Origin of the sequence: Mesorhizobium sp. M0761 (assembly GCF_040320205.1) — a bacterium.
Classification (GTDB): domain Bacteria; phylum Pseudomonadota; class Alphaproteobacteria; order Rhizobiales; family Rhizobiaceae; genus Mesorhizobium.
The window spans coordinates 101,935-118,380 of the sequence record NZ_JAMYPF010000003.1 but is presented as its reverse complement, the minus strand read 5'-3'; the positions used below and the strand labels follow the sequence as shown (position 1 = coordinate 118,380).

The 16,446-nt window shown below is 64.4% G+C and carries 12 protein-coding genes; 6 read left to right on the top strand and 6 right to left on the bottom strand.

All coding sequences use genetic code 11. The features are described from left to right. Positions 1-4: 4 nt before the first annotated feature. Positions 5-3,613, bottom strand: a complete 3,609-nt coding sequence (putA, locus tag NKI32_RS05850) for a bifunctional proline dehydrogenase/L-glutamate gamma-semialdehyde dehydrogenase PutA (RefSeq protein ID WP_353002210.1) — start codon at positions 3,611-3,613, stop codon at positions 5-7. 164 nt (positions 3,614-3,777) lie between these two features. Between putA and NKI32_RS05845 the strand changes: the two genes are divergently transcribed. Continuing rightward, complete coding sequence (locus NKI32_RS05845; protein ID WP_023681737.1) at positions 3,778-4,230, top strand: Lrp/AsnC family transcriptional regulator; 453 nt, start codon at positions 3,778-3,780, stop codon at positions 4,228-4,230. Position 4,231: 1 nt separating this feature from the next. On the opposite strand, the gene NKI32_RS05840 is transcribed toward NKI32_RS05845, so the two are convergent. Both NKI32_RS05840 and NKI32_RS05835 read right to left on the bottom strand, forming a co-directional pair. Beyond that, a complete protein-coding gene (locus tag NKI32_RS05840) occupies positions 4,232-5,431 on the bottom strand; it encodes a cytochrome-c peroxidase (protein ID WP_353002207.1) in 1,200 nt (399 codons plus the stop codon). Between the two features lie 4 nt (positions 5,432-5,435). Then, entirely contained in the window at positions 5,436-5,879 is a 444-nt protein-coding gene (locus NKI32_RS05835; protein WP_023688156.1) for a FixH family protein, read from the bottom strand. A gap of 154 nt (positions 5,880-6,033) precedes the next feature. Here NKI32_RS05835 and NKI32_RS05830 point away from each other — a divergent pair, with 154 nt between their 5' ends. After that, the gene (locus NKI32_RS05830; protein WP_353002205.1) at positions 6,034-6,954 is read left to right on the top strand and encodes a sugar kinase; all 921 of its coding nucleotides are present in this window, start codon (positions 6,034-6,036) and stop codon (positions 6,952-6,954) included. Between the two features lie 4 nt (positions 6,955-6,958). Here NKI32_RS05830 and NKI32_RS05825 read toward each other — a convergent pair whose 3' ends face one another. The 3 genes from NKI32_RS05825 to NKI32_RS05815 all read right to left on the bottom strand — a co-directional run bounded on the left by NKI32_RS05825 (position 6,959) and on the right by NKI32_RS05815 (position 10,834). Then, complete coding sequence (locus tag NKI32_RS05825) at positions 6,959-7,984, bottom strand: aldose epimerase family protein (RefSeq protein WP_023681740.1); 1,026 nt, start codon at positions 7,982-7,984, stop codon at positions 6,959-6,961. A gap of 190 nt (positions 7,985-8,174) precedes the next feature. Continuing rightward, positions 8,175-9,632, bottom strand: coding sequence for an NAD-dependent succinate-semialdehyde dehydrogenase (locus NKI32_RS05820; RefSeq protein ID WP_023753404.1), 1,458 nt, complete (start codon positions 9,630-9,632; stop codon positions 8,175-8,177). Between the two features lie 251 nt (positions 9,633-9,883). Next, positions 9,884-10,834 (bottom strand): AEC family transporter, encoded by a 951-nt coding sequence (locus NKI32_RS05815; RefSeq protein ID WP_353002203.1) that lies wholly within the window; start codon positions 10,832-10,834, stop codon positions 9,884-9,886. A 145-nt stretch (positions 10,835-10,979) separates the two neighbouring features. On the opposite strand from NKI32_RS05815, the gene NKI32_RS05810 reads away from it, so the two are divergent. The 4 genes from NKI32_RS05810 (at position 10,980) to NKI32_RS05795 (ending at position 16,415) form a co-directional block, all read left to right on the top strand. Continuing rightward, positions 10,980-14,030: a caspase family protein gene (locus tag NKI32_RS05810; RefSeq protein ID WP_352757966.1), complete on the top strand. Its 3,051-nt coding sequence runs from the start codon at positions 10,980-10,982 to the stop codon at positions 14,028-14,030. A 99-nt stretch (positions 14,031-14,129) separates the two neighbouring features. Further along, positions 14,130-14,678, top strand: coding sequence for a histidine phosphatase family protein (locus tag NKI32_RS05805; RefSeq protein WP_023753406.1), 549 nt, complete (start codon positions 14,130-14,132; stop codon positions 14,676-14,678). A 209-nt stretch (positions 14,679-14,887) separates the two neighbouring features. After that, the gene (locus tag NKI32_RS05800) at positions 14,888-15,169 is read left to right on the top strand and encodes an acyl carrier protein (RefSeq protein WP_010909964.1); all 282 of its coding nucleotides are present in this window, start codon (positions 14,888-14,890) and stop codon (positions 15,167-15,169) included. A gap of 55 nt (positions 15,170-15,224) precedes the next feature. Continuing rightward, complete coding sequence (locus tag NKI32_RS05795; protein WP_023821479.1) at positions 15,225-16,415, top strand: beta-ketoacyl-ACP synthase; 1,191 nt, start codon at positions 15,225-15,227, stop codon at positions 16,413-16,415. Positions 16,416-16,446: the final 31 nt, after the last annotated feature.

Here is a 16,446-nt window from a genome sequence, read left to right as displayed (position 1 = left end):
TCCCCTAGGCCGCCGCGAGCAGGCTGGCATTGCCGCCGGCAGCCGTGGTGTCGACGCAGACAGCGCGTTCATGCGCATAGGCCGCCGGGTTGAGCACCTCGCTGACCAGCGGCACGATCGGCCCGCTGCGGTCGGCAATGACCTTGCGCACGATACGGGCCGCCTCGGGCCTGCCCGAGAAGGCGACGACATCGACGCGCAGCGAACGCGCTTCGACTGGGTCTGGCCGACCGTCTATGGCCGCCAGCGGCAACCCCTTGCCGGTCAGCGCCGACAGTGCTGCCGGCGCGCCCGGCGCCACGGCCAGCACCGCATTGCCGGCGGCCAGCGCCTGGATCGTCTGGGCAAGCAGCGTGTCGGCGTCCGGACCGAGGCACAGCACCCGGCCACGCGGCGACAGCGACAGCGTGTTGGCCTCGCCGGTCGGTCCGGGCAGGTCGACCTGGCCGAAATCGATGGCGGCTGCAGCGCCGATGGCTGCAGCGCCCTTGCCGCGCAGATGTTTTCTCAAAATGGCGATGCGGTCCGGCCTCGTCGACCAGCCGCCAAGCGTCGGATCGGGCAGATTGTCGGCCAGTTCGGTCGCCGTCACCTTGTGGCCCTCGGCAATCTCCGTGCCCGCCTCCGGCCCCTTGCGGAACCGCCGGAGATAATGCGGCCCGCCGGCCTTCGGCCCGGTGCCCGAAAGCCCCTCGCCGCCAAAGGGCTGCGAGCCGACGACGGCGCCGATCTGGTTGCGGTTGACATAGATGTTGCCGGCATGGATGCCGTCGACGAAATGCTGGACGCGGCCTTCGATACGGGTGTGCAGGCCGAAGGTCAGGCCATAGCCTTTGCGGTTGATGGCGGCGATGACGGCGTCGATCCCGTCGGCGTCGAAGCTGGCGACATGCAGCACCGGACCGAACACTTCGCGCTCCATCTCCTCGATGCCTTTGACCCGGAACACATGCGGCGCAACGAAGCGGCCATCTTTGGGTGCTTCGAGCTTGGCGATCAGCCGGCCCTGCAGCCCCATTTTGGTGCAATACTCGCGGATCGATTCCTGCGCCTCGTCATCGATGACCGGCCCGACATCGGTCGAAATCTGCCAGGGATCGCCGATGGTGAGCGCTTCCATGGCGCCCTTCAGCATCTCCAGCATCTTCTTCTCGACATCCTTTTGCACGTAGAGCACGCGAAGCGCCGAACAGCGCTGGCCTGCACTCTGGAAAGCCGATGCCAGTATGTCGCGCACCGCCTGTTCGGGCAGTGCTGTGGAATCGACGATCATGGCATTGAGACCGCCGGTCTCGGCGATCCACATGGCGTCCGGCGCAGCCGTCTCGGCCAGTTGCTTCTCGATCAGCTTTGCAACCTCGGTCGAGCCGGTGAAGCAGACGCCGGCAATGCGCGGATCCGCAGTTAGCGGTCCGCCGACCGCCGGACCGTCGCCCGGCAGAAGCTGGATGACATCTTCCGGAACGCCGGCCTCGCGCAGCAGCTCGACGGCGCGGAAGGCGATCAGCGGCGTCTGTTCGGCTGGCTTGGCGATGACCGAATTGCCGGTGACGAGCGCTGCCGCGATCTGGCCGGTGAAGATGGCGAGCGGGAAATTCCACGGCGAAATGCACACGATCGCGCCGCGCGCCTCGGTGCCCGCTTCGTTGTTGGCCGCTTCGGCAGCGTAGTAGCGCAGGAAGTCGACGGCTTCGCGCACTTCAGCCACGCCGTCGGCCAGCGACTTGCCGGCTTCCCTTGTAGCCAGCGCGAAAAACTCGACCGCATTGGCCTCATAGAGGTCGGCGGCGCGGTTGAGGATGGCGGCGCGCTCGGCAACGGGACGCTTCGCCCAGGCCGGCTGCGCTTCCACAGCAAAGCGCACCGCGGTCGCGACCTGCTTGGCAGCGGCTTCGGCGACCGTGCCGACGATCTCGGCAGGCTTTGTCGGATTGACCACCGGGCGCTGCTTGCCGTAGCCGGCGGCGCGCGTGATCGGCTTGGCATGCCAGCGCTCGGGCCCGGCAAAGGCCGCCTTGGCCTTGTCGATCGCCGCCAGCGTCACCGGATCGGTGATGTCGAACCCCTTCGAGTTGCGCCGACCAGCGCCGAAGATCGTCGCAGGACGAGCGATTGCCGGATTGGCGGCGGGGCCCTGGCTCTCGACCGTCTCGAGCGGATCGCGCGCAATATCCTCCGGCTCGACGTCCTCGTCGGTGAGCTGATGGACGAAGGAGGAGTTGGCGCCATTCTCCAGCAGGCGGCGAACCAGATAGGCCAAGAGGTCGGAGTGCGCGCCGACCGGCGCATAGATGCGGCAGCGCGTGCCTTCGGCCCGGCGCACCGTCTCATGCAGCGCTTCGCCCATGCCGTGCAGGCGCTGGAATTCGAAAGCGTCACGGTTGTCAGCCATCGACAGGATGGCGGCGACGGTATGGGCATTGTGCGTGGCGAATTGCGGATAGATGCGGTCGGTCATCGACAGCAACTTTTTGGCGCAGGCCATGTAGGAAACATCGGTGTTGGCCTTGCGGGTGAAGACGGGGTAGCCGGAAAGCCCGAGCGTCTGTGCCCGCTTGATCTCGGTGTCCCAATAGGCGCCCTTGACCAGCCGCACCATGATGTTGCGGTCGTACTTTTCCGCCAGCGCATAGAGCCAGTCGACGGTGAAGGCCGCGCGCGGGCCGTAGGCCTGGACGACGACGCCAAAGCCATTCCAGCCGGCAAGCTCCGGCTCGGACAACACACGCTCGATCACATCGAGCGACAGGTCGAGCCGGTCGGCCTCCTCGGCGTCGATGTTGAGGCCCATGCGCGAATGGCGTGCGGCCAGCGCCAGCGACAGCAGCCGCTCGGCCATCACCGGCAGCATCTTTTCCTTCTGTGCCTCTTCATAGCGCGGATGCAGCGCCGACAGTTTGACCGAGATGCCGTGGTTCTGGCGGATATCGGGACCGTTGGAGCCTGAATCGAGCGAGGAGATCGCATCGGCATAGGCCTTGAGGTAGCGCAGCGCGTCGGCCTCGGTGCGGGCCGCCTCGCCCAGCATGTCGAAGGAATAGAGATAACCTTTCTGGATCATCGACTTGCCGCGCTTGACGGCTTCCGCAATGGTGCGGCCGAGCACGAACTGCTCGCCCATTTCGCGCATGGCGGCGGCGACCGCCTTGCGGATCACCGGTTCGCCCAGTCGGCGAACCATCGAGCGCAGCGTGCCTTCAATGCCGCCCTCGCCTTCGTCGAGCACACGGCCGGTCAGCATCAGCGCCCAGGTCGAGGCGTTGACGAAGATCGAGCTCGAACCGCCCGAATGCGCCGACCAGTCATGCGGTGCGATCTTGTCGGCGATCAGGTCGTCCATGGTCTCGGTGTCGGGCACGCGCAGCAGTGCCTCGGCCAGGCACATCAGCGCCACGCCTTCCTTGGTGGAGAGGCCGTAGGCCGAGAGAAAAACCTCCATCAGCCGCGGGTCGGACGAGCCGCGCACCGCGCGCACCAGATCCGCGGCACGGGCCGAGACGGCTTTGCGGTCATCGGCCGAAAGTTCTGTCGCGGCAGCCAAGCGCTTCACAGCCGCGTCTTCGTCGGGCAGGTAGTTGGCGCGGATCTGCTGGCGGATGGTGTCGAGCGGCATGGCGGTCCTGCGGAGCAAGCATCTGGGAGCGGGCCGGCGGTCGCCGGACCGAATGGCGCAAGCTAGCACAGAGCCGCATTTTCGGTCGGTCCAAAGAAATCGACATGGCAGTCCGGATGATCTATCATTGCGGCTCAATTGTTATCAGATGGGCTGTGATATCCGTGACAGAAGACCAATTGGACCGCATCGACAGAAACATCCTGTCGGCGCTGGCGCGCGACGGGCGGCTGTCCATGTCGGAACTGGCCGGCAAGGTCGGCCTGTCGAAGACGCCGGTGCAGGCGCGGGTGAAGCGCCTGGAGAAGGACGGCTATATCAGGGGCTATCAGGCGATCATCGATCGCGAGCGCATGGGCGAAGGCCATGTCGCCTTCGTCCAGGTCAAACTGTCGGACACGCGCTCGGCCGCGCTCGATGCTTTCAACCGTGCGGTGCAGGCCGTGCCGGAGATCGAGCAGTGCCACATGATGGCGTCGAGCTTCGATTATCTCCTGAAAGTCCGTACCACCGACATCGCCGCCTATCGCCGCGTGCTTGGCGAGCGCATCTCGGCACTGCCGCATGTTGCGCAGACCTCGACCTTCGTGGCCATGGAGACGGTGAAGGATCGCTAGCTCACTCCGACAGCGTCTTCAAAAACGCCACCAGCGCCGCGCGTTCGCGGTCCGACAGCTGCAGCGGGTGGACCTCGGAGGTGCCCTCGACGCTCGCCTCCGCCTTCGCATAGTGCGCCACCACCTCCTCCAGCGTGGAGAACTGTCCGGCATGCATATAGGGCGGCCGTGTCGCCGCGCCCCTGAGCGACGGCGTCTTGTAGGCACGCATCAGTTCGGGTGCTGCCTTGACGATGAAGCGCAGCTCGCCGCAGGCGCCGGCGTCGCCATCGCGAAAGGCGCCGAAGCAGTTGAATGGGTCGGCCTGAACCTGGGCCACCGCATCGAAACGGCCGCGATCCAATGGCAAATCCCTGACCGGCGGCACGCCGGTGTTGTGGAAAGCGTTGTCGGTGAAGCGCGGGCCGTTATGGCAGGTGACGCAATTGGCCTTGCCGATGAACAGTTTCAGCCCGAGCATCTCCTCCGGCGAAAAGGCATCGTCGGCTTTCGGCTTGGCGCCTGACGCAAGATCAATGGCAAAGCGGTCAAAGCGCGTCTGTGCCGGTTCGACCGACCGTTCGAAGGCGGCGATCGCCTTGCCGATGTTGGAAAAGACGCGGTTGACGTCGTCCATTTGGGCCGCGGTCATTGCCTTCCATGCCGCCTGCTCGGCCTCGTTGCCGAGCGGGCTGGCGTTGGCCGGCACGGCGGAAAGATCCGGCAGTGGCCCGAAGATGCGCTCGTAGCGCGCACCAAAGCGCTTCTGGATGTAATGCGCGAAGGCCGCGCGGTTCCCCGCCTGCTCAAGCGGGTTTTCCAGCGGCGTCAGCGCCTGCGCCCACAGGCTGTCGCGCCGTCCATCCCAGAAGAACCACGGATTGCGGGCAACGCCGGCCAGCGGCATCGAGCGCCTGTTGGTTCGGCCGACGCCGACGGATTGCGGCAGGTCATCCTGGAATTGCCGGTCGATCTTGTGGCAGGTCGAGCAGGATACGTTACCGTCACGGCTCATGCCCTGGTCGAAGAACAGAGTGGAGCCCAAGGCGGCGGCGGCCGGCACGTCGGCGAACCGGTTGGTGGTGTCGGGTTTGAGCGCCGGCAAGGTGTTCAGCGCCAGCGAAGCGATGGTCTTCTTCTCGGCATCGGAAAAATCCGGTTTGCCGCAGCCGGCAACGAGCAAGACCGCCGCCAATGCCAGAAGGCGCAACAGGCGGTTCATCCGCTCACAGCACCACGTTGAAGACGACCGTGTCGGAACCGGCCGCCGCCGAAATGGCGAACCGCAACTGCCACACGCCGCTCATGGTGAATTTCAGCCCCTCGATCCGGTAGCGCCCCTCGCCAAGATAGTCGGTCGCCTGCGGACTGGTCGGCAAGCCGTGATTGTGCTGCGGCATGCCGCCGGACACCGAGATCGCCGCACCTTCCACGGAATCGCCCTTGACCGTCTTCAGGGTCAGCAACCAGGATTGCAGTTCGCCTTGCCGGATAACGCCGCGTTCCGGCTGAATGCTGGCGACAAACAAGCCGTTCGCCGTCTTCTTCGAGCGCGAAATATCCGGGCCCGGCGCCGACTGCGGCGCGGTCAGATAGACGATCGCCAATATGCCAGCCAGCAAGGCGGCCAGACCAACGCCCGCAAGAAGATAACGCCATATCGATGCCAAACCGGTTCCTCTTCTGGGCATAACGTCTCGGGAAGCAATTCGCGTCCCGCCGCTTCTGTGGGAAAACGCTTCTGGCGCAAAAAACCGCCGCCGCCAAGCATGGCGCTGCCGGCCGCAAAAAGCTACAGCAGCGAACTGATCCGGAGACAGATACATGGCAGCAGACGGCGTCGCTTCGATCGGTGAATGCATGCTCGAGCTGTCCGGCCAGGCCGGGCCGAACTGGCGCATGGGCTTTGCCGGCGACACGTTCAACACGTTGTGGGCGCTGCATGCGCTGAGCGGCGAGCGGCCGGCGACCTATGTCTCCGCCTTCGGCGACGATCCCTTCTCGCAGGGCCAGATTTCGTTCTTCGCCGAAAACGGCATCGGCATCGGCGCCAGCCCGGTCATCCCAGGCGCGCGGCCCGGCCTCTACGCCATCACCTTGACCGGCGCCGAACGCGCCTTCACCTATTGGCGCAGCGACGCGGCGGCCAGGCGGCTTGCCTCGGACCCGGCCGTCTTGGCAAAAAGCCTTGAAAACCAGGCGCTTGTGTATTTTTCCGGAATCACTTTGGCAATTCTGGATGCCGCCGCGCGCAAGACGTTGCTGGCAGAAGTGGCCAAGGCGCGGGCTGCTGGTTCGCTCGTCGCTTTCGACCCCAACTACCGGCCGCGCCTGTGGCAGAGCCGCGAGGAGGCGCAAGCCGCGATCCTCGACGCGCTTGCCGTCGCCGACATCGCGCTGCCGACCTTTCCCGACGAGCAGATGCTGTTTGGCGACTCGGCACCGCAAGCGACCGCCGAGCGGTTCGGAAAACTGGTCGGCGAAGTCGTCGTCAAGAATGGCGAGGAACCCGCGCTGATCGCCACTGGCGGAGCCCTGCAGCCGGTTCCGGCCCAGCATGTCGCCACCCCGGTCGACACCACCGGCGCCGGCGATTCCTTTAATGGCGGCTATCTCGCCGCCCGGCTGGCCGGCCATGCCCCGGCGGATGCCGTGCAGCGCGCGCATCGCGTCGCCGCCGCTGTCGTGCAGGTGCGAGGCGCGCTGGCGCCGTTCGAGGTTCTAAGAACCGCTTTCGAGGGCTAAGACCTTAGGGAAGCCTGAAACGATATTCCGTCACCTGATGATAGATCTGGCCCGGCCACAGCGTGGCCTGTGGGAAATAGGGCCGGTTGGGCGCGTCGGGCCAGGTCTGCGCTTCCAGGCAAAAGCCGGAAAACGCCTTGTAGCGCCGTCCGTCCAGGCCGCCTGAGGTTGGCGCGACATACTGGCCGGTGTAAAGCTGCAGGCCGGGCTCTGTGGTCCAGACCTCCATCTCGACGCCGGAATTGGCGCCTTGCGCCCACGCCACCTGGTGAAGCGGGCCCCGGGCTGACGCCAGGCAGAAATTAACGTCGTAGGGAAGCTGCTCGCCTTCCGTTTCCATGCGCAGCGGCCGCGCCTGGCGGAAGTCGAAGGGCGTGCCGTCGACAGGTTTGACGACGCCGGTCGGGATCATCTCGCCATCGACCGGCGTATAGGCGCCGGCATTCAGCATCAGCCGGTGGTCGAGAATGTCACCGGCGCCGCCATCGTCGAGATTGAAATAGGAATGCTGCGCCAGATTGCACAGCGTCGGCTCCTCGCAGGTGGCGGTCAGCTCCATCGAGAGCGTGCCGGGAATCTTCAGCCGGTAGGTGCAGGTGACGTCGAGCGCGCCGGGAAAGCCCATCGTGCCCTCGGGATCGTGCAGGGTCAGGGTGACAAAATCCCGGCCGTGCAGCGAAACCGTCCACGGCCGGTGGAAGAAGCCCTCCGAGCCGCCATGCAGCGTGTGCTTGCCGAGGAAATTGCGCTCGGTCTGGTAGCGCTGGCCGGCAATGGTGAAGCGGCCGTCGCGGATGCGGTTGGCATAGCGGCCGACGACCGCGCCGAAGAAGGCCCGGTCGGTCTCGTAAGGCTCGAAGCGGTCGTAGCCCAGCACCAGCGGCGCGTCGTGCCCGGCGAGCCGCAGATCCTGGATGATTGCGCCGAGCCCGATGATGTTGGCGCTGACGCCGCCGCCCCGGATGGTGAAACGGCGAACGGGTTCGCCTGCCTGCGTCGTGCCGAAGACTTCGCCGTCCTTCATCGCTATGTCCAAATGCTAATTCGTCGATCTATCGACTTAGAGCAATTCCAGGAAAAGTGTGAAACGGTTTTCCGTCCGGAATTGCAAAAAACAAAGAACTGGAGCGGTTCGGCGTTTCCGTGAAACGCTGAACCGCTCCAGTCCGGCTGAATGTCGTCTGGCAAGGGCAGGCGCGCGGCCTGCCCCCGTCAATGATTTAGAGGCCGAGACCCCCGATGCAGACATATTTGGTGTCGAGGTAATCCTCGATGCCCTGGTGTCCGCCTTCCTTGCCGAGGCCCGATTCCTTGACGCCGCCGAACGGCGCTTCCGGCGTGGTGATCAGGCCTTCATTGACGCCGACCATGCCGTATTTCAGGCCTTCCATGACCCGGAAGGCGCGGCCGAGATCGCCGGTATAGAAATAGGCGGCCAGGCCGAACTCGGTGTCGTTGGCGAGTGCAATGGCTTCCTCCTCGGTCTCGAACTTGAACACCGGGGCGATCGGGCCAAAAATCTCTTCCTTCATGAAGCGCATGTCAGGCTTCGCATCGGCGATGACGGTCGGCTGGAAGAATGAGCCGCCAAGCGCGTGGCGCTTGCCGCCGGCAACGACCTTGCCGCCCTTCGACGTGGCGTCGGCGATGAATTCCTCTACCTTCTCGACCGCCTTCACGTCGATCAGCGGTCCCTGCTGCACGCCCTCTTCCAGGCCCGAGCCAACCTTCAGCGCATTGCTGGCAGCGGCCAGCTTCTCGACAAACTTGTCGTAGATGCCGGCCTGCACCAGGAAGCGGTTGGTGCACACGCAGGTCTGGCCTGAATTGCGGTATTTGGCGGTGATGGCGCCGGCGACGGCGCGATCGAGGTCGGCATCGTCGAAGACCACGAACGGCGCATTGCCGCCGAGTTCCATCGAGACCTTCTTGACGGTGACGGACGACTTCTGAATCAGCAGCTTGCCGATCTCGGTCGAGCCGGTGAAGGTGATCTTCGACACCAGCGGATTGGCGCAGATCTCGTCGCCGATTTCGCCGGCAGCACCCGTCAGGATGTTGATGACGCCCTTGGGGAAGCCGACTTCCTCGGCGAGCGCGCCCCATGCAAGGCCGGAATACGGCGTCTGCGAGGCCGGCTTGACCACGGCGGTGCAGCCGGCGGCAAGCGCGGGGCCAAGCTTGCGGGCAAGCATTGAGGAGGGGAAATTCCACGGCGTGATGGCGGCAATGACGCCGACCGGCTCCTTGGTCACCAGGATGCGGCGATCGCCCCATGGCGATGGCACGACATCGCCATAGGTGCGGCGGCCTTCCTCGGCAAACCACATGATATAGGCGGCGGCCGAACCGATCTCGCCCTTGGATTCGGCGAGCGACTTGCCCTGCTCGATGGTGAGCAGTTCGGCCAGCACATCCTGATTGTCCATCATCGCGTCATGCAGCTTGCGCAACAGCTTCGAGCGCTCAAGCGCGGTCGTCTTGCGCCAGGTCTTGAAGGCTTCGCTTGCGGCTTCGATGGCGCGGCGGGTTTCCGCCTTGCCCGACTTCGGCACGGTGCCGATCTTGAGACCGGTGGCCGGGTTGTTGACGTCGACCGTCTGGCCGCTGTCGGCCTGCACCCATTCGCCGTTGATGAGATTGGCCTGGCGCATGAAATGGCTGGTTTTCTGCAGCATGGTCTAGCCTCCGTTCGGCGCACTGACGGGCCGGTTTCCTGGATCTCTTGAACGAGCGTGCACAATGGCGGCGGAGCCGACACGCTGAAGCCAATGCTCTTTACCTAGGGCAAGCCCGGCAAGCAATTGCAAGATGGCATATAGGCTTTGGGCCAGCCCAACGCCAGAGAAAATTCACATGTAAATTAGTTTGGGCCGCAGCCTTGTCAAAGACCAGCCTTGCCAAAGACCAGCCTTACAGAAGACCAAGCCTACCCAAAGACATGCACCACCACCGTCAGCCAAAAGGCGGTTGTAACAACCGCGCTTGCCGTGGCGATGGTCATCTGGTTCGACGCCAGCGCCTGGCCGGTGTTGAACTGCACGGCGATGAGATAGGAATTGATGCCGGACGGCAGCGCCGCCACCACGACCGCAACTTTGGCCGTCAAGGGCGGCAGGCCAAACAGCCAGACCAGGCCGAGCACCAGCGCCGGCATCAGGAACAGTTTCAGCGTCGACAGCGCCAGCGCCGGTCGGATGTTACCGGAAACGCCGAAACGGCGCAGGCTGAGCCCCATGGCGAACAGCGCCACCGGCCCGGCGGTGTTAGCCAGCGCATCGGCCAGTCGCATGGCAAGGTTCGGCAGCGGCGCGCCGGTGAGGCGCCATGCCAGCCCGGCCAGGATGCCGATGATCAACGGATTGGTGAACAGTCTTCTCAGAAAGCTCTGGATGATGCGCAGCGGGTGTACGGGCTCGCTGACGCCGCGGCCAAATATCTCGAACATGATGATCGAAGCCATCATCATGGTCGGCAGATGCACGGAAACGAGCAGCGACAGCACTTCGAATCCGCTGGACCCGAATACGCCGAGAACGAAGGGAATGCCCAGCAACACCACATTCGAGAAGGATGACGACACTCCACCGACGATGCCGGTGCGCGCGTCCCGCCCAAAGATCCGTGTCGTCACCAGATGGCCGGCGGCCCATGTCATTGCAACCGCCGCGAAATAAGCACCCCACAGCGACCAGGGCGCCACGCCGTGGAAATCCGAATTCACCATCGTCCGAAACAGCAGCAGCGGCATCGCGACGTTGATGGCGAATTCGGAGATGCCGTCCCCGCTGGCCGGTTTCAGATAGCCGGTGAGCCCGGTGACATAGCCGAGCGCGACGAGGCTGAAGACGAAAAGAACGGTTTCGGTGAGCGGAGACATTTTTCAGGGATAGGCGAGCCCGGATTCCAGCGCAATCGCCATGATCTTCAGAAACCGCTCCTCGATCCGCCCGGCGCCTGAATTTGATCATGGTCGGGTGGCAGCGCTATACAGGCTTGGGATCATCAGGGCGGACACACAGCGAATGGTTGCGACGCCGAAACAGCGTCATTTCAGACGGGAGTGGCTGGTCAGACAAGTGTGGCTGGTCAGACAGGGGTGGCTTGCGGGTTTCGTCGCTATACTGCTTTGCCTTGGCGTATCTGAGGCCCAGGCCGCCGAGACCAAAAGTCTCAAGGGCGTGGCGCTGATCATCGGCCAGTCGAAATACGAACACATCGCAGCCCTTGCCAACCCGGCCAACGACGCCCGCGACATGGCCAAGATGCTGACCGACCTCGGCTTCGACGCCCGCAACGTCACCGATCGCGATGCCGCCAAGCTGAAGCGCGATCTCGATCGGTTTGTCGAGGACGCCGAAGGCGCCGACGTCGCCTTCATCTATTATTCCGGCCACGGCATCGAGGCGGGCGGCGAGAATTATCTGGTGCCGGTCGATGCCGACGTCTCGTCGTTGAAAAATGCCGGTGAGGCGTTGGTGCCGATTTCAGCCGTCATGGACGAGCTGAAAAAGACCGTGCCGGTGACGATCGTGCTGCTTGACGCCTGCCGCACCAACCCGTTTCCGCCGGACGCGGTCGTGCGCCGCGGGCCGACGGCTTCCGCCGAGCCTGTCGGCGCCGGTGGGCTGGAGCCGGTGCGCGGCGCCAAGGCCCTCGCCGATGCCTCAGTGGATGATGCCAGCCTGGGAACCGTCGTCGGCTTCGCCGCCGAGCCGGGCCGACCCGCGCTTGATGGCGCAGCCGGCGAAAACAGCCCCTACGCCGCCGCCCTGCTGCGCCACCTCACCGCGATGAAAGGCACGGAATTCGGCTCGGTAATGCGCATGGTCACCGAGGAGGTCTATCTCGACACCAAGGCAAAGCAGCGACCTTGGGTCAGCGAGAGCCTGCGTCGCCTGCTCTATTTCGGCGTCGCGCCGCCGGAACCGACCGGCGACGACGGGCTGATCACCGGTGAGCGGCGGCAATTGCTGCTGACCATTTCCGACCTGCCCGATCCCAAGCGGGCTCAGGTGGAGTTGGCTTCTCTGCAGGACGGCGTGCCCCTTGACGCTCTCTACGGCGTGCTCAAGGCGCTCGGCACGGAAAAGATCCCGGAGGACCCGAACGACCTGCAGAAGGTGCTGGACAGCCAGGCCGAGCGTCTGAAGAAGATGATGGCCGAGCGCGCCGCGCTGCGCACCGACGATCCCGAGATCAGTCGCCTCGTCGCATCCGCCGACAAAGCCATCGGCCAGGGCGCCATGGTGACGGCGCGCAAATTCCTCGACGACGCGGTCGGCCGGATCGAGGAAAACAGCGGTGCGGTCGACGAGGCCGAGGACCTGCTCCGGCAAAAGCGCATCGCCGACGCCGCCATCTATGCCAAACGCGCCGACGCCGCCGCGCTGGTCTTCGACTACAAATCCGCCGCCAACGACTATGCCAAGGCGTATTCGCTGGTCGAGAAGTGGGACGAAAAGCTGCGCTGGAACTACAAGAACCAGGAGGCCGAGGCGTTGAACGCTCATGGCTACGCCACCGGCGACCTCGATGCACTACAACAGTCCATCGAGGCCTATCATGTCATCTTGAACTTCATTCCCAATGGCGAACAGAGCCGCGATTGGGCAATCACTCGCAACAACATGGCGGTCGTGCTGCAAACCATCGGCGAACGCGAAACCGAGACCGCGCATCTGGAAGAGGCAGCGCAGATCTTCCGCGGTTCGCTTGCCGTTTTCGAGCGCGAGAAAGATGATCGCAACTGGGCCGCTGCGCAGAACAACCTGGCCAATGTGCTGCTTAAGATCGGCGAACGCGAAAGCGACCCCAAGCGCCTGAACGATGCGGTGGCGGCAATGCGCGCCACGCTGGAGAAGCGCCCGCGCGACAAGCTGCCTTTGGACTGGGCCTCTTCGCAGAACAATCTTGGCCTCGCCCTCTATGCGCTCTCCGAACGCGAACCCACCGGCGAGCATCTGAAGCAGGCCGAAGCCGCCTACCGGCTCGCGCTCGAGGAGTACACGCGCGAAAAAACGCCGGTAGAATGGGCGATGATCGAGAACAATCTCGGCAACACGCTGGTCACGCTTGGCATCCAGCTCAACGACAAGGCCAAGATCAATGAGGCGGCCGACGCTTTCCGCGCCGCGCTGGAAGTGCGAACCCGCGAAACTTTCCCGGTGTCCTGGGCGACCAGCCGCCTCAACCTGGGCAATGCGCTGAGCGGTATCGCCCGCTTCGATATGGGCACGGCTACGCTCGAAGAAGCTGCTGCTGCCTATGACGACGCTCTGACGGTGTTTACCCGCAAGCGCTTCCCGATGGACTGGGCGTCAGCCCAGAACAATCTCGGCTCGATCTATCAGACGCTGGGCCAGCGCACGCGTGATGCGGCCAAGCTGGAACAGTCGGCGGCAGCCTTCCAGGCGGCACGGCAGGTCTATGTCAGGCGGAAGTTCCCGCAGGACTGGGCGATGAGCTACTACAATCTCGGCAACACGCTGCAGCTTCTCGGCGGCGTCACCGACAAGCCCGAGCATTACAGCGAGGCGGTCGACGCCTACGGCAATGCGTTGCGCGAGTACAAGCGCGAGACCAACCCGCGGCAATGGGCAATGGCCCAGGCCGGCCTGGGCTCGACGCTGCACTGGTTGAGCATGAGCAATGGCGATGCCAAGATGCTGCAGGATTCGATTGCGGCGCGGCGGGCAGCGCTCGAAATACTCACCATCGAGGCCGCGCCGGTCGACTGGGCCAACGCTCAAAATGGCCTCGGTATGAGCCTGCTCAATCTCGGCAATCTCCAGCGGACCGACAAATATCTCAACGACGCCGAAGCGGCGTTCACGGCGGCGCTGAAGGTGTTTACGCGCGAAAGTCAGCCGCTGCAGTGGGCCTTCGAGCAGAACAATATCGGCGACGTCCACTGGAACCGCGCCAGCTATGGCGCGGGCAAGCCGGAATATCTCAAGGCGATCGAATTCTTCGAGAACGCCAAGCAGGGCTTCACCGAAGCCGGCTACACGATCCCTATCCCGCTCACCGATCAGAAGATCGAGCTGGCGAAGAAGCAAATGGCGAAAATGTGAAGCGAACCGAGGGTTCGCCTTTCGCTTGTCTTTGTGCCGGCTTTCCGATCCCTATATCAGAATGACCGGAGCCGGCATCCGGCTCCCGGAAAGGTTTCGATGATTCGATTTGTGCTGTCGCTGTTCCTGCTTGCTGTTCCCGCCGTCGCCCACGCGACCGACGCCGGCTGGGCGCTGCTGCGTGACGGCGGGCATGTCGTGCTGCTTCGCCACGCACTGGTCACCGGCACCACCGACCCCGCCAATTTCGTCATCGACAACTGTGCCACCCAGGTCAATCTATCGGCGCGCGGCAAGCAGCAGGCGAGCAAGATCGGCGCGCTGTTCGGCGCCCGCGCCGCCCCCATCGAGCGGGTGCTGTCCAGCCGATATTGCCGCTGCCTCGACACTGCCCGCATCGCCTTCGAAGCGGAGCCGGAGCTTTTTGCGCCGCTCGACCTCCTGAAGAGCGATCCGACCGAGAAGGCCGCGCAGCTCGACGCGGTGATGAAGGAAATCCGCGCCTACACCGGTTCCGACAATCTGGTCATGGTCACGCATCTCGAAAACATCGTCGCGCTGACCGGCGTCTCGCCGCGCGAGGGCGAAGCGGTGGTGGTCGAGCCGCAGGGCGATGGCTTGCGCGTGCTCGGCCGCGTCACGTTCTGAGAAAGCCAGTGGTCAAGCTCCCTAAAAACTGATCTGACGTGACGTCAACTGGAAGGGCCGCCGGCTTGTCGGGCAGCCCTTCTTGTCTTTATGGGAAGGCCATACCATCTGCGCCCCGCGCATCAGGCCTTTTCCTGCCGGGAAAAACCGATTAGACAGCGCCCAAACCAGATGCGGACAGATTCCGCCCGCAACCGAAGGAAGAGCCCTTGTCCACCACGTTCGACAAAGTCGCCAAGATCATTGCCGACACCAGCGAGATCGATATCGACACCATCACTCCCGAGAGCCACACGATCGACGATCTCGGCATCGACAGTCTCGATTTCCTCGATATCGTCTTTGCCATCGACAAGGAATTCGGCATCAAGGTGCCGCTGGAAAAGTGGACCCAGGAAGTCAATGACGGCAAGGCTTCGACCGACGATTACTTCGTCATGAAGAACCTGTGCGCCAAGATCGACGCGCTGGTCGCCGCCAAGACCGCCTGATATCGGCTGGCGCGCGGCCTTGACGGGCTGCGCCGCCTGACCCACAAAGCCGCTCATGAGCAGCCCTCGCGACGTCGTCATCACCGGTATCGGCCTTGTCTCCTCGCTGGGAGAGGGTCCGGATACCCACTGGCAGAAGCTGGCGCAGCCCGGCCTGCAGCCGGTGCTCGAAGCCGCGCGCTTTGCGCCCTACACCGTGCATCCACTGCCGGAGATCGACTGGAACCTGCAGATCGCCAAGCGCGGCGACCAGCGGCAGATGGAAACATGGCAGAGGCTCGGCACCTATGCCGCCGGCATGGCGCTGGACGACGCCGGCATCAAGGGCAATGACGATCTCTGCACGACCATGGACATGGTTGTCGCTGCCGGCGGCGGCGAGCGAGACGAGGCGGTCGATGCCGCCATCCTCGCCGCGTCCGAGAGCCGCAACGACCGCGACGTGCTGCTCAACGAGAAGCTGACCACCGAATTGCGGCCGACGCTTTTCCTGGCCCAGCTCTCCAATCTGCTCGCCGGCAACATCTCCATCGTCCACAAGGTGACGGGATCGTCGAGGACCTTCATGGGCGAGGAAGGTGCCGGCGTCGCCGCCGTCGAGACCGCCGCGGCGCGCATCCGCTCCGGACAGTCGACCCACATACTGGTAGGTGGCGCCTTCCAGACCGAACATTCCGACATGCTGCTCGGCTATGAATTGGCCGGCTATCTGCATCGCGGCCCATGGAAGCCGGTCTGGCAGAGACAGGGCGCCGAGGGCGGCGGCCTGGTCTCCGGCTCCGGTGGCGCCTTCCTGGTGCTGGAGCAGCGCGAACACGCGCAAAGCCGTGGGCGGAAAATCTATGCCGAGCTCGGACCGGTCGTCTCAGGCCGCGCCCGGCGCTCGCGCGGCGAGCTTGACGCCGAGATCGCGGCATTGCTCAAACAGGCGGCTCTCCCGAACGGCAAGTTGCTGGCCCTGTCGGGCGCCTCCGGGGCGCATACCGCAACGTCAGCCGAAAAGTCAGCGCTGGATGCCAATCCGGCGATATCGGCGCGCGGCTTCGCCACGCTGACCGGGCATATCAAGGAAGCGCAGTTTCCATTCGCGGTCGCCCTCGCCGCCCTGGCCGTCGACCGCAAGGCCGCCTACCCCGTATTCGACGCCGCGGCCGAGAAGCCGTTCGAAGGCATTCCCGAAACCGTGCTCGCAACGGCGATCGGCTATCACCAATTCGAGGGCATGGCGCTGGTCAACGCTGCTTGAAGCAGCGCTGCGCGATCATGCTGCAAAGTTA

What these genes read in the sequence shown, in the direction of transcription:
- putA (WP_353002210.1), bottom strand. Translation starts at nt 3,613, where the DNA reads ATGCCGCTCGACACCATCCGCCAGCAGATCCGCGCCAACTACCTGCCC.
- NKI32_RS05840 (WP_353002207.1), bottom strand. Translation starts at nt 5,431, where the DNA reads ATGAACCGCCTGTTGCGCCTTCTGGCATTGGCGGCGGTCTTGCTCGTT.
- NKI32_RS05830 (WP_353002205.1), top strand. Translation starts at nt 6,034, where the DNA reads ATGGCAGCAGACGGCGTCGCTTCGATCGGTGAATGCATGCTCGAGCTG.
- NKI32_RS05820 (WP_023753404.1), bottom strand. Translation starts at nt 9,632, where the DNA reads ATGCTGCAGAAAACCAGCCATTTCATGCGCCAGGCCAATCTCATCAAC.
- NKI32_RS05815 (WP_353002203.1), bottom strand. Translation starts at nt 10,834, where the DNA reads ATGTCTCCGCTCACCGAAACCGTTCTTTTCGTCTTCAGCCTCGTCGCG.
- NKI32_RS05810 (WP_352757966.1), top strand. Translation starts at nt 10,980, where the DNA reads ATGGTTGCGACGCCGAAACAGCGTCATTTCAGACGGGAGTGGCTGGTC.
- NKI32_RS05805 (WP_023753406.1), top strand. Translation starts at nt 14,130, where the DNA reads ATGATTCGATTTGTGCTGTCGCTGTTCCTGCTTGCTGTTCCCGCCGTC.
- NKI32_RS05795 (WP_023821479.1), top strand. Translation starts at nt 15,225, where the DNA reads ATGAGCAGCCCTCGCGACGTCGTCATCACCGGTATCGGCCTTGTCTCC.